Raw genomic sequence first — 12,680 nt, 5'->3', positions numbered from 1 at the left:
CGGGGGTGACCCGCGCGTGCTCAGTGGTCGACGCGCGGAGTGCGGGTTCCCTTCAGCGTAGTGGCCGCGATCACGGCCGCGCAGACGACCAGCCCGGCGCCGATGATCGAGGTGACGCCGACGCCCGCGTCGAAAGCGGATGCCGCAGCGTCCACCACACGAGCGCCCAGATCGGCCGGCAGCGTCTCTGCGACCGTGACGGCACCGCCGAGGGTTTCGCGGGCGGCATCGGCCGACCCGGCGGGGAGACCGGACGGCAGGATGATGCCTGAGCGGTAGAGCGCGGTGAGGATGCCGCCGAGCACGGCGGTGCCGAGAACCGCGCCGAGTTCGTAGGCGGTCTCGGAGACCGCGCTCGCGGCTCCCGCCTTCGCCGGCGGGGCGCTGGCGAGAATCAGCTCGTTCGACACGGTCTCAGCGGCACCGATGCCGATGCCGAGGAGGCCGAAGGCGGCGATGAGCGTGCCGAGGGCCGAGGCATCCGTCGACACGGCGATCACGACATACGCGGCGACCGACAGCGCGAGCGCGACCGGCACGACGACACGCGGCGAGACGCGGCGCGAGACCGGGACCACGGTGAGGCCCGAGACGATCATGAGCACGAGTCCGGGCACGAGGGCGAGCCCGGCCTGCAGCGGGCTGAGGCCGATGATGAGCTGCAGGTGCTGTGTGACGAAGTAGAGGAACCCTACGAGCGCCACCACACTGAGCAGGTTCACGAGCAGGGCTCCGGTGAACGCGCTCTGACGGAACAGGCGCATGTCGAGCATGGGGCTCTCGGAACGCAGCTGACGACGCACGAAGAGCCATCCGAACACGACGCCGACGACCACCAGGACGAGCGGGAGGACGCCCGCACCATGGACCGCGAACTCCTTGATGGCGTAGACGACCGGCACCATCGTCGCCATGCTCAGCACGATGCTGAGGGGGTCGATTCGGCCCGGCTTCGGATCGCGGCTCTCCGGCACGAGGATCGGCGCGAGGACGAGCAGCGGGATGAGGACGGGCACCGCCAGCAGGAACACGGAACCCCACGCGAAGTGCTCGAGAAGTATTCCGCCGACGATCGGCCCGAGCGCGGATCCGGCGGAGAACATCGAGGCCCACACCGCGATGGCGAGGCGGCGCTGATCGCGGTCGGTGAAGATGCTGCGCAGGAGCGACAGGGTCGAGGGCATCAGCATCGCGCCGAAGACACCCATGGCGGCGCGAGCGACGACGAGGAGTTCCGCCGTCGGCGAGAAGGCAGCGAGGGCGGACACCGCGGCGAAGCCGGTTGCACCGATCATCAGGAGGCGGCGGCGGCCGAAGCGGTCCCCGAGCGACCCCATCGTGACGAGCAGGCCCGCGAGCACGAGCGGATACACGTCGATGATCCACAGCTGCTGCGCGCTCGTGGGAGTGAGGTCGCGGGCGATCTCGGGCAGGGCGAAGCTCAGCACCGTGTTGTCGACGGACACCAGGAGCACCGGCAGCATGAGCACCGCCAGCGCCGCCCACCCGCGCCATCCCTGTCGCGTTCCGGCCGCGTCGGCCACTCGGATCTCTTCAGTCAAAGTCATGATTAATACACCGTCCAGCCGGTATAGTAACAGAATCGACACACAGCCGCGAGAGGATCGATACGTGAGTAGACCACCGCGGGCACGCGAAAGTGTCCTCGACGCCTTCGAGGCTGCGCTGATCGACGACGGCGCCCGCGGCGCGACGATGGATGCGGTGGCTGCTGCCGCCGGCGTCTCGAAGGGTGGACTGCTTTATCACTACGCGTCGAAGGAGGCTCTCGAAACGGCGCTCATCGACCGGATGCTGCATCTCGTCGACGCCGACGTCGAGGAGATGCTCGGCTCCCCTGACGGCGTCATCTCCGTCTTCGTGCGGACGTCCGTGCAGTCCGACACTCCCCTGGACCGGGCGATCGTCGCGACGTCGCGGCTCGCGCAGACCGGCCACAAAGCCGCCTCCGCCGCTCTGCGCGACGCGCGTCGCGTCTGGGAGGACGCGCTCCGCCCGCACACGCGGGACGAGAGTGCGCTCCAGCTCGTCCTGCTCGTAAGTGACGGGCTGTACTACAACAGCGCCCTCGCGACGACCGGCGTGCCGGGCCCGATTCCCCAGGGCGAAGACCTGGCGGCGTTGATCGCCCTCGTCGAGCGCGCCGCGCGCTGAGGCATCCCTCGCCGGTGTCGTCGTCGCGCGGCGCCGTCGGGGTACTTCCCCTGTCGCAATCGGCGCGAACGCGCGGCGTGTTGCGACAGGTGAGCAGCAGGCACGGGTCGCCGCCTCACTCCCCCGTCGCAGTTCGCGCGAACGCGCGGCGTGTTGCGACGGGGGAACGAGGGATGCCGTGAGGCGTCAGACCTCGGTGAGCTCGATCTGCCGGAACAGGTCGGCAGCGACCGCCTCACGGAGCTCGTCGAGCATCGCCTCGGGGATGGGCGAATCGACCGTCAGCACCGACAGGGCGCGGCCGCTCGAGTCCGGACGGGCGACCTGGAGTCCGGCGATGTTGATGCCCGCCTGGCCGAGCTTCTGGCCGTAGATCGCGACGATGCCCGGGCGGTCGGCGTACCGCATGACCACGTGATAGCGGTTGATCGGGACCTCGACCTCGTACCCGTTGATGCCGACGACCTTCGGAACCATGCGGGTGCCTGCGAGCGTCCCCTCGACCGTGAGCACGGTGCCGTCAGACAGAGTGCCGCGGAGGATCGTGATGTTCCGGTACAGCGGGCTCTCGGACTCGACGATGAGGCGCGTCTCGATTCCGCGCTGCTCGGCGAACAAGGGAGCGTTCACGTACGACACGTTCTCGCTCACGATGTTCGTGAAGATCCCCTTGAGAGCCGCGAGACGGTAGACGCTCACGTCGTAGTCGGCCAGCTCGCCGCGCACCTCGATGTCGAGGCTCGTGAGGGCGCTCGGTGCGAGCCCCGTGAAGATCTGACCCAGCTGCTCGACGAGGGCGATGCCGGGCCGCACGAACGGGTCGATAACGCCACCGGCGACGTTGACGGCATCCGGGACGAGGTCGCCCTCGAGGGCCAGCTTGACGGACTTCGCGACCGAGACGCCTGCCTTCTCCTGCGCCTCGTCGGTCGACGCGCCCAGGTGCGGCGTGACGACGACGTTCGGCAGCGACAGCAGCGGGAACGCCGTGCCGTCCTCCTTCGGGGGCTCGCTCGTGAAGACGTCGAGACCCGCGCCGGCGATCTGGCCGGTCGTCAGCGCCGTGTGGAGCGCCTCTTCGTCGATGAGGCCGCCGCGGGCGACGTTCACGACGTACGCCGTATCCTTCATGATCTCGAACTGCGCGGCGCCGATCATGCCGGTCGTCTCGGGGGTCTTCGGCATGTGGATCGTCACGAAGTCGCTCGTTCGCAGAAGCTCGTCGAGGCCGAGGAGCTGCACGCCGAGCTGCTGAGCCCGCGTGGGCGTGACATAGGGGTCGTACGCGACGACCGAGACGCCGAACGCCTGCAGACGAGCCGCGATGAGCGCTCCGATGCGACCGAGTCCGATGATGCCGACGGTCTTCTCGAACAGCTCGGTTCCGGTGAAGGACGACCGCTTCCACGCTCCGACGGCGAGCGAGGCGTGCGCCGCGGGGATGTGACGAGCGAGGCTCAGGATGTGGCCAACCGTGAGCTCGGCGGCGGAGATGATGTTCGACGTCGGAGCGTTGACCACCATGACGCCGGCGCTGGTGGCCGCCTTGATGTCGACGTTGTCGAGACCGACACCGGCCCGCGCGATCACCTTGAGAGACGGGGCCGCGGCGATCGCCTCGGCATCCATCTTCGTCGCGGAGCGGATGAGGACAGCGGCGGCATCGGCCAGCGCGGGGAGCAGAGCGGCGCGGTCGGCGCCGTCGACGGATCGGACCTCGAAGTCGGGGCCGAGGGCCTCGATCGTGGCGGGAGAGAGTTCTTCGGCGATGAGGACGACAGGCTTGGGCACGGCAGACCTTCGGGTACGCGAGAGTGGATCGCCACGAAGCCGGCCGGGCTGGGACCGACGACGGTACGCGGCACGGCCAGCCTAGCGAATCGGATCACACGGGCCTGACCGTGTGACGGCGATCACCCTCCGAACAGAGAGTTACCGTTCGTGATCGCGTAGGTGAGGATGTTCAACCAGAACACCGCGACGAGGCCCAACCCCACGACGAGGATCACCGCCAGATGCAGAATCTGTCGCCGGCGCCCGAGCAGGAGTCCCGCCACGAAGACGATGATCGGGAACACCACCGAGAACAGCAGGATCGCCCACCCCGCGCCGTTCAGACCTTCGACCGCGGTGGCCTGAGCGATGAGGAAGGCGACAGCCGTCCACACGGCGTACGCGTAGAACAGACCGAAGACGCCGGCGACGGTGGAGCGCAGCCACGAGGGGGCTCGGCGTGCGGAGGAAGTCGTCGTCACGAGGTCACACTCCGCTCACGAAGGGCCAGGGCAGCAGCAAGAAGACGCCGACCACGAGCCACACGAACCGCACCCAGCTCGCCGACGCCCGCGTCAGCAGCATGGTTCCGCCGAACCACAGCACGGGGGCCGCGACAGCCAGCCACTGTGCCGGAACGACCGCGCTGGGGGCGAGGAACGGCGAGATGACGAGCGCGGTCCGGGACCCGCCGAGCAGCCAGCCGATGGCGTAAAGCAGGTAGATCCCACCCAGGAGACCCAGGGAGACCAGCGCGACGTTACCGAGGGATGCCGGCGGCGAGGTCTCCTCGGCTGTGACAGGAACCGGCTCGGCGTCCGGCGCATCCGGCTGCGGCTCGCTGCCCTTCCCGACGGCGTGCCATCCGCTCGGGAGGGACGTGTCCGCCCGCTCCGGACGCGGTGGGCGCGTCGGCGAATCGTCGCCTTCCCAGCGGAAGGCGTCCTCGTCGTCTCGGGGGTCGGAAGGCACGGCTCGAGTCTATCGACGCCGAAGGCCCGACCCCTTGTAAGGGCCGGGCCTCCGTGGCTCATTTCAAGCCGGTCTCGACGGATGCGCCGAGGGCGGGATGCCGAGGGTCAGCGCGCGGCCGACCCCTCGGTGTAGTCCGAATCCTGCTGCTTCCACGCGAAGAGGGCGCGGAGGTCCTTGCCGACGGCCTCGATCGGGTGTGCGGCAGCCTTGGCGCGAAGCTCCTGGAACTCGACCGCGCCGTTGTCCTGGTCGTCGATGAAACGCTTGGCGAAGGCACCCGACTGGATGTCGGCCAGAACGGCGCCCATGTTCTCCTTGACGCTCGCGTCGATGACGCGCGGGCCGGACACGTAGTCGCCGTACTCCGCGGTGTCGGAGACCGACCAGCGCTGCTTGGCGATGCCACCCTCCCACATGAGGTCCACGATGAGCTTCAGCTCGTGGAGCACCTCGAAGTAGGCGATCTCCGGCTGGTAGCCGGCCTCGGAAAGGGTCTCGAACCCGTACTGGACGAGCTGCGAGACGCCACCGCAGAGGACGGCCTGCTCACCGAACAGGTCGGTCTCGGTCTCTTCCGTGAAGGTCGTCTTGATGACGCCGGCGCGGGTGCCGCCGATCGCCTTCGCGTAGGCGAGGGCGACGTCCCAGGCGTGGCCAGAAGCATCCTTCTCGACCGCGATGATGTCGGGGATGCCGCGTCCCGCGACGAACTCGCGACGCACCGTGTGACCGGGCGCCTTCGGGGCGACAAGGATCACGTCGACGTCATCGGGCACCTCGATGTAGCCGAAGCGCACGTTGAAGCCGTGCGCGAAGGCGAGGGTCTTACCCGCGGCGAGGTGAGGCTTGATCTCGTCGTTGAAGATGCCGCGCTGGTGCTGGTCGGGCGCGAGGATCATGATGAGGTCGGCCCACTCAGCGGCATCCGCGACGGACTTCACTTCGAAGCCGTCCTCGCTCGCCTTCGGAGCGGACTTCGAGCCCTCCTTGAGGGCGATGACGACCTCGACGCCGGAGTCGCGGAGGTTCTGGGCGTGGGCGTGGCCCTGCGAGCCGTACCCGACGATGGCGACCTTCTTGGCCTGGATGAGCGAGAGGTCGGCGTCGGCGTCGTAGAGGATCTCAGCCATGTTCGTGTGTATCTCCTTGTAGATGTCGGTAGAGAAAGTTCGGGATGTCAGCCGCGCAGGACGCGCTCGGTGATGCTCTTGCCGCCACGGCCGATGGCGACCATGCCGGACTGCGCGAGTTCCTTCACTCCGAAGGGCTCGAGCGCCTTGAGGAACGCGTCGACCTTGCCTCGGTCGCCCGTGACCTCGACGACGAGGGCGTCGGTCGCGTAGTCGACGACGGACGCGCGGAAGAGGTTGACGACCTCGATCACGTTGGATCGAGTCTGGTTGTCGGCGCGGACCTTGACGAGCATGTGCTCGCGCTGGACGGAGCTGGCGTAATCGAGCTCGACGATCTTGATGACGTTCACGAGCTTGTTCAGCTGCTTGGTCACCTGCTCGAGCGGGAGCTCTTCGACGTCGACGACGACCGTGATGCGCGACAGTCCCGGCACCTCGGTGACGCCGACGGCGAGCGAGTCGATGTTGAATCCGCGGCGGGCGAAGAGGCCCGCCACGCGGGTCAGCAGACCCGGCTTGTCCTCCACGAGGAGGCTCAGGACGTGCTTGCTCATCGTCAGTCCCCCTGCTCGAACGCCGGCGCGTGTTCACGCGCGTACTGGATGTAGCTGTTGCTGACACCCTGCGGCACCATCGGCCACACCATCGCGTCCGCGCTCACGACGAAGTCGATGACGACCGGACGGTCGTTGGTCTCGAGGGCGAGGGCGATGGCGGCATCCACGTCTTCGGCCTTCTCGACACGGATGCCGAGGCAGCCGTACGCTTCGGCGAGCTTGACGAAGTCCGGGATGCGGATACTGTCATGGCCCGTGTTGAGGTCGGTGTTCGAGTGGCGACCGTCGTAGAAGAGGGTCTGCCACTGACGCACCATGCCGAGCGACGAGTTGTTGATGATCGCGACCTTGATGGGGATCTTGTTGATCGCGCAGGTGGCCAGTTCCTGATTCGTCATCTGGAAGCAGCCGTCGCCGTCGATCGCCCACACCGCACGATCGGGCTGTGCGACCTTCGCGCCCATGGCAGCGGGAACGGCGTAACCCATCGTGCCGGCGCCGCCGGAGTTGAGCCACGCGTTTGGCCGCTCGTACCCGATGAACTGCGCCGCCCACATCTGGTGCTGACCGACGCCGGAAGCGAATACGCCCTCAGGCCCGGTGATCTCGCCGATGCGCTGGATGACGTGCTGCGGCGAGAGGAGTCCATCGGTCGTCGGCGCGTACCCGAGGGGGAACTCGGTGCGAAGACCGTCGAGGTACGACCACCACTCCGAGATATCGGGCTTCGCGATCCCGGCGAACGCGGCGTCGAGATCGACCAGTACATCCTTCAGGTCGCCCACGATCGGGACGTCGGCGGAGCGGATCTTGCCGATCTCCGCCGGATCGATGTCGACGTGCACGACCTTGGCGTCGGGCGCGAACAGCGCAGCCTTGCCCGTGACACGGTCGTCGAAGCGGGCACCGAGGGCGATCAACAGGTCGGACTCCTGCAGGGCGAGCACCGCGGGGACCGTCCCGTGCATGCCCGGCATGCCGAGCTGCTGCGGGTGTGAGTCCGGGAACGCCCCACGAGCCATGAGCGTCGTCACGACGGGCGCGCCGGTCGCTTCAGCGAACCGGCGGAGCTCGGCGGCCGCACCGGCGCGAACCACGCCGCCGCCGACGTAAAGCACGGGCTTCTTGGCCTCGGAGATCAGCTGCGCCGCGGCCTGGATCTGCTTGCCGTGGGCCTTCGTGACCGGCCGGTAGCCGGGGAGGTCGACCTTGGGAGGCCAGACGAAGGGCGCCTTGGCCTGCTGGGCGTCCTTCGTGATGTCGACGAGGACAGGGCCGGGGCGACCCGTCGACGCGATCTCGAACGCGGCTGCGATCGCGGCGGGGATCTCGGCCGGGTCTTTCACGAGAAAGGAGTGCTTCGTGATCGGCATCGTGATACCGACGATGTCGGCTTCCTGGAAGGCATCCGTCCCCATCAGGGTCGAGTACACCTGCCCGGTGATGCAGACGATCGGCATCGAGTCCATGTACGCATCGGCGATCGCGGTCACGAGGTTCGTGGCGCCCGGACCGGACGTCGCGATGGCGACGCCGACACGACCGGATGCCGCGGCGTACCCCTCGGCGGCGTGACCCGCACCCTGCTCGTGGCGGACCAGGATGTGGCGGAGCTCCGTCGAGTCCATCAGCGGGTCGTAGACCTCGATGATGGCTCCGCCCGGTAGCCCGAAGACGTCGGTGACGCCCAAGAGCTCCAGCGAGCGGACGACGGCCTGCGCTCCGGTGAGCATCGGCGTGGATGGGCCTCCGGCCGGCGGACGGGGCACAGCGGCAACGGTGTCAGAAGACATGAATGGGACCTCTGTGGTGATGGATGACGGGTGTGTGGGGCCTAGCCCGTCGTCGCGCCCTCCGCGGCGGAGCGCACGAGCTTCGAGTACTTGGCCAGCACGCCACGGGTATAGCGCGGGGGAAGGGGCTCCCAGCCGTCACGGCGGGAGGCCAGCTCAGCCTCGTCGACGAGTAGGTCGAGAGAGCGAGCAGCGATATCGACCCGTATCAGATCACCATCGCGCACGAAGGCAATGGGACCTGCGTCCACTGCTTCGGGAGCTATGTGGCCGATGCACAGGCCGGTTGTGCCGCCTGAGAATCGTCCGTCCGTCAACAGTAGTACATCTTTTCCGAGGCCAGCGCCCTTGATGGCGGCCGTCACGGCGAGCATTTCGCGCATGCCAGGGCCCCCCTTCGGACCCTCGTAACGGATGACGACGACGTCACCGGCGTTGATGCGGCCCGCTTCGAGCGCATCCATCGCGGCACGCTCACGCTCGAACACACGAGCGGGTCCTTCGAAGACCGCGGCGTCGAACCCCGCGGTCTTCACGACGGCGCCCTCGGGAGCCATCGAACCGTGCAGGATCGTGATGCCGCCGGTCGCGTGGATCGGGTCGTCGAACGTGTGGATGACGGTGCCGTCGATGGGGTCCGGGTCGAGGTCGCGGAGGTTCTCAGCAAGGGTTTTGCCCGTCACCGTCAAAGCGTCACCGTGGAGAAGCCCCTCGTCGAGCATGGCCTTCATGATGACCGGGATGCCGCCGTGCCGGTCGACGTCGTTCATGACGTACTTGCCGAACGGCTTCATGTCGGCGACGTGGGGAACATTGTCGCCGATGCGGTTGAAATCGTGGAGCGTCAGGTCGACCTCCGCCTCGCGGGCGATGGCGAGCAGGTGGAGCACGACGTTCGTGGATCCACCGAGGGCCATGGCGAGTGCGATCGCGTTCTCGAACGACTCCTTCGTGAGGATGTCGCGGGTCGTGATGCCCTGGCGGAGCAGGTTGACGACCGCCTCGCCGGAGCGATGCGCGTAGTAGTCGCGCCGCCGGTCGGCCGAGGGCGGGGCGGCGGAGCCGGGCAGGCTGAGACCCAGCGCCTCGGCGACCGAGGCCATCGTGTTGGCGGTGTACATGCCACCGCACGCTCCCTCGCCGGGGGCGATCGCACACTCGATGCGCTTGAGGTCGGCTTCGCTCATCTTGCCAGCGAGGCAGGCGCCCACCGCCTCGAAGGAGTCGATGATCGTGACGTCCTTCTCGGTGCCGTCGCTGAGCTTGACCCAGCCCGGCGCGATCGAGCCGGCGTAGAGGAACACGCTTGAGAGGTCGAGGCGGGCAGACGCCATCAGCATGCCGGGGATCGACTTGTCGCACCCCGCGAGGAGGACGGAACCGTCGAGACGCTCCGCCATCATCACGGTCTCCACCGAGTCGGCGATGACCTCACGGCTGACGAGGGAGAAGTGCATGCCCTCGTGACCCATGGAGATGCCGTCGGAGACCGAGATGGTGCCGAACTGCAGCGGGTACCCGCCGCCGGCGTGGACACCCTCCTTGGCGCCCTGAGCGAGCCGGTCGAGGCTCAGGTTGCAAGGGGTGATCTCGTTCCAACTGGAGGCGATTCCGATCTGGGGCTTGTCCCAGTCTTCGTCGCCCATTCCCACCGCGCGGAGCATTCCTCGCGAAGTGGTGGCTTCGATGCCGTCGGTGACCGCGCGGCTGCGGGGCTTGATGTCGATGGTCTCGTCGGGAGAGGGCATTCTCGAAGTCTATTGCTGTGCGGCGACGCGCTCGCGTGCGACAGTCGACAGCAAAGCGGCGAGTTCTTCGATGTCTCCCACACGAACCGAGGCCGCCGTCTGCCCCGCCCCGACGCGGATGCCGAGATCGTCGGAGCCGAGCGAGCGGATCGCGTCCTCGTCCGTGACATCGTCGCCGGCGAAGATGACCGCGGTGGCGCCGACGACGTCGCGGAGGTGGGCGACGGCGGCATCCTTCCCGGCGTCCGTGAACGCGTACTCGACGATGTCGTGGCCCTGGCGTCGACGCCAGTGCGGTGCGGCCTCCGCCATCAGGGTGTCGACGGATTCACGGAGCCGGGCGGCGGCCGTGGTGTCCGAGACCGTGCGGAGGTGGACTCCGAAGCCGAACGTCTTGGGTTCGATCCAGGCACCGGGTACCGCTGTCGCGAGCTCCTCGGCCTCGGCTCGCAGCCGGTCGCGCAAAGCGGTGTCGTCCGGATGGAGCGTCTGGTCGGCCGGCCCGCCGGGGATCAGGTACTCGGCGCCGTGGGAGCCGGCGAGGAGGATCGGCGACCCCTCCGCGTACTCGGCGATGACCCGGAGGTCGCGGAGCGATCGACCGGACACGAACGCAACGACGGTCTCGGGCGCGGCGACGAGCGCGTCGACGGCGCGCCGGGCGGAGGGCAACATGCGAGCACTCATCGGGTCGTCGACGAGAGGCGCAAGGGTGCCGTCGAAATCCAGGGCGACGAGGAGTCGCTGTGCACGAGTGACCGTGGTGAGATCGCTCACGGGTGCTCCTTCCGAGCCGCGTTCAGATCCGACAGGAAGCGCTCGGACCACTTCGCGACGTCGTTCTCACGCACGCGGCGACGGAGAGCCCGCATCCGGCGGTCCTTCTCCTTCTGGGGCATGTCGATCGCCTGCATGATCGCGTCCTTCACGCCGGTGATGTCGTGCGGGTTGACCTTGATCGCTTGGGTCAGCTCGTCGGCAGCCCCCGTGAATTCGCTCAGCACGAGAGCACCGCCGCCGTCGACACGACTGGCGACGTACTCCTTGGCGACGAGGTTCATCCCGTCGCGGAGCGCCGTCACGAGCATGACGTCCGCCGCGAGGAAGAGCGCGACCATCTCTTCGCGGGGGTAGGAGTTGTGGAGGTACTGGATCGCGCTGTACCCGAGCTCGTCGGCGTCGCCGTTGATGCGACCGACCGTCAGTTCGATCTCGTCGCGGAGCTCCATATAGGTCTGCACCCGCTCCCGGCTCGGGCTCGCCACCTGGACGAGGATCACGTCGTGGACCGACAACCGACCGTCTGCCAGCAGTTCGCCGTAGGCCTTCAGGCGGTGTCGGATGCCCTTCGTGTAGTCGAGCCGGTCGACCCCGAGGAGGATCGCCTTCGGGTTGCCGAGGCTCGTGCGGATCTCCTCCGCGCGGGCTCGGACGTCGGGGCGCTTCGCGAGGTCCTCGTATTCGGCGGCGTCGATCGAGATCGGGTAGGCGCGCGCCACCGCTGTCCGGACGCCGCCGTCGGGGGTCGGCACCGAGATCGCGCCGGCCTTGGTGTCGAACCCGAGCTGTCTCCGCACAGCACGGGCGAAGTTTCCGGCATCCGCCACCCGCTGGAAGCCGATGACATCCGCGCCGAGCAGACCTTCGAGCACCTGCCGACGCCAGGGCAGCTGCGCGTAGAGGCCGTATGCGGGGAACGGAATGTGATGGAAGTAGCCGATCGTGAGGTCCGGTCGGAGCTCGCGGAGCAGCTTCGGCACGAGCTGCAGCTGGTAGTCGTGGACCCAGACCGTCGCGCCCTCGGCCGCGTGCCGCGATGCCGCCTCGGCGAAGCGGGTGTTCACCTTGACGTAGGCGTCCCACCACGTGCGGTGGTACGTCGGAGTCGCGATGACGTCGTGGTACAGCGGCCAGATCGTGTCGTTCGAGAAGCCCTCGTAGTAGAGCTGCACATCGTCGGCGGTCAGCATGACCGGCACCAGCTGCAGCCCATCGAATTCGAACGGGTCGAGCTCGACATCGGCTTGTCCGGGCCAACCGACCCACGCACCGTTGTTGCTCCGCATCACGGGATCGACGGCGGTGACGAGGCCGCCGGGAGAGCGGCGCCAGGGCTCGTTCTCGTCATCTGTCCGATCTACCGGAAGGCGGTTGGACACGACGACGAAGTCAGAAGCCACGGTCACGGTGTTCCTCTCGATGGATGAGTTCAGGCTAACAACCACCGCGGCATGCGTTCCGCGCGATAGCGTGGTGGTATGCGCAAATACCTGTTCGGAACCGGACTTCTCTCGGCCGTCACAGGCGGGGTCACGCTCTTGCGCTCCGCTCGGAGCCCCGAGCCCTTCACCTGGCGCACCGCCCTCGCGTGGCTGAGCTGGGGCATCACCCTGGCACTCGCGGTCGGCTCCGTCGTCGACACGCGTCGCGCCTCGCGCGGCAAGCTCATTCCGATGGATTCCCCCCGGGACGACGATAAGAAGAAGCTGCTGAAGCGTCGCGTGTCGCGCCGCTGACCGGAGCCGT

General features: G+C 67.9%; 12 protein-coding genes. 2 read left to right on the top strand and 10 right to left on the bottom strand.

Translation table 11 applies throughout. The annotated features are described in order from the left end of the window. Positions 1-20: 20 nt before the first annotated feature. Positions 21-1,568 carry an MFS transporter gene (locus MO1_RS02815; protein WP_060915168.1) on the bottom strand — a complete coding sequence of 516 codons (1,548 nt, stop codon included), beginning with the start codon at positions 1,566-1,568 and terminating at the stop codon, positions 21-23. 64 nt (positions 1,569-1,632) lie between these two features. Here MO1_RS02815 and MO1_RS02810 point away from each other — a divergent pair, with 64 nt between their 5' ends. Beyond that, on the top strand, positions 1,633-2,175 hold the full coding sequence (locus tag MO1_RS02810) for a TetR/AcrR family transcriptional regulator (RefSeq protein WP_036309279.1): 543 nt from the start codon (positions 1,633-1,635) through the stop codon (positions 2,173-2,175). Between the two features lie 186 nt (positions 2,176-2,361). Here MO1_RS02810 and serA read toward each other — a convergent pair whose 3' ends face one another. The 9 genes from serA to MO1_RS02765 form a co-directional block, all read right to left on the bottom strand. Next, positions 2,362-3,966 carry a phosphoglycerate dehydrogenase gene (gene serA / locus MO1_RS02805; RefSeq protein ID WP_036309281.1) on the bottom strand — a complete coding sequence of 535 codons (1,605 nt, stop codon included), beginning with the start codon at positions 3,964-3,966 and terminating at the stop codon, positions 2,362-2,364. Between the two features lie 122 nt (positions 3,967-4,088). Beyond that, positions 4,089-4,430, bottom strand: a complete 342-nt coding sequence (locus tag MO1_RS02800) for a hypothetical protein (RefSeq protein WP_036309282.1) — start codon at positions 4,428-4,430, stop codon at positions 4,089-4,091. Between the two features lie 4 nt (positions 4,431-4,434). Beyond that, the gene (locus MO1_RS02795; protein ID WP_036309284.1) at positions 4,435-4,920 is read right to left on the bottom strand and encodes a hypothetical protein; all 486 of its coding nucleotides are present in this window, start codon (positions 4,918-4,920) and stop codon (positions 4,435-4,437) included. A gap of 107 nt (positions 4,921-5,027) precedes the next feature. Beyond that, a complete protein-coding gene (gene ilvC / locus MO1_RS02790; protein ID WP_060915167.1) occupies positions 5,028-6,053 on the bottom strand; it encodes a ketol-acid reductoisomerase in 1,026 nt (341 codons plus the stop codon). Positions 6,054-6,100: 47 nt separating this feature from the next. Beyond that, positions 6,101-6,610 carry an acetolactate synthase small subunit gene (ilvN, locus tag MO1_RS02785; protein ID WP_036309288.1) on the bottom strand — a complete coding sequence of 170 codons (510 nt, stop codon included), beginning with the start codon at positions 6,608-6,610 and terminating at the stop codon, positions 6,101-6,103. A 2-nt stretch (positions 6,611-6,612) separates the two neighbouring features. Continuing rightward, positions 6,613-8,406, bottom strand: a complete 1,794-nt coding sequence (locus tag MO1_RS02780) for an acetolactate synthase large subunit (RefSeq protein ID WP_036309290.1) — start codon at positions 8,404-8,406, stop codon at positions 6,613-6,615. 41 nt (positions 8,407-8,447) lie between these two features. Continuing rightward, positions 8,448-10,154 carry a dihydroxy-acid dehydratase gene (gene ilvD / locus MO1_RS02775; RefSeq protein WP_060915166.1) on the bottom strand — a complete coding sequence of 569 codons (1,707 nt, stop codon included), beginning with the start codon at positions 10,152-10,154 and terminating at the stop codon, positions 8,448-8,450. A gap of 9 nt (positions 10,155-10,163) precedes the next feature. After that, on the bottom strand, positions 10,164-10,931 hold the full coding sequence (otsB, locus tag MO1_RS02770) for a trehalose-phosphatase (RefSeq protein WP_060915165.1): 768 nt from the start codon (positions 10,929-10,931) through the stop codon (positions 10,164-10,166). Next, positions 10,928-12,340, bottom strand: coding sequence for an alpha,alpha-trehalose-phosphate synthase (UDP-forming) (locus MO1_RS02765; RefSeq protein ID WP_036309296.1), 1,413 nt, complete (start codon positions 12,338-12,340; stop codon positions 10,928-10,930). The genes otsB and MO1_RS02765 overlap by 4 nt, the downstream gene beginning before the upstream one ends. A gap of 72 nt (positions 12,341-12,412) precedes the next feature. Here MO1_RS02765 and MO1_RS02760 point away from each other — a divergent pair, with 72 nt between their 5' ends. After that, on the top strand, positions 12,413-12,670 hold the full coding sequence (locus MO1_RS02760; protein WP_036309299.1) for a hypothetical protein: 258 nt from the start codon (positions 12,413-12,415) through the stop codon (positions 12,668-12,670). Positions 12,671-12,680 lie beyond the last annotated feature (10 nt).

It is taken from the genome of Microbacterium oleivorans NBRC 103075 (assembly GCF_001552475.1).
Classification (GTDB): domain Bacteria; phylum Actinomycetota; class Actinomycetes; order Actinomycetales; family Microbacteriaceae; genus Microbacterium; species Microbacterium oleivorans.
Note: the sequence above shows the minus strand (reverse complement) of the source record. Positions and strands in the feature narration are given on the sequence as shown.

What these genes read in the sequence shown, in the direction of transcription:
- MO1_RS02815 (WP_060915168.1), bottom strand. Translation starts at nt 1,568, where the DNA reads ATGACTTTGACTGAAGAGATCCGAGTGGCCGACGCGGCCGGAACGCGA.
- MO1_RS02780 (WP_036309290.1), bottom strand. Translation starts at nt 8,406, where the DNA reads ATGTCTTCTGACACCGTTGCCGCTGTGCCCCGTCCGCCGGCCGGAGGC.
- ilvD (WP_060915166.1), bottom strand. Translation starts at nt 10,154, where the DNA reads ATGCCCTCTCCCGACGAGACCATCGACATCAAGCCCCGCAGCCGCGCG.
- ilvC (WP_060915167.1), bottom strand. Translation starts at nt 6,053, where the DNA reads ATGGCTGAGATCCTCTACGACGCCGACGCCGACCTCTCGCTCATCCAG.
- MO1_RS02760 (WP_036309299.1), top strand. Translation starts at nt 12,413, where the DNA reads ATGCGCAAATACCTGTTCGGAACCGGACTTCTCTCGGCCGTCACAGGC.
- ilvN (WP_036309288.1), bottom strand. Translation starts at nt 6,610, where the DNA reads ATGAGCAAGCACGTCCTGAGCCTCCTCGTGGAGGACAAGCCGGGTCTG.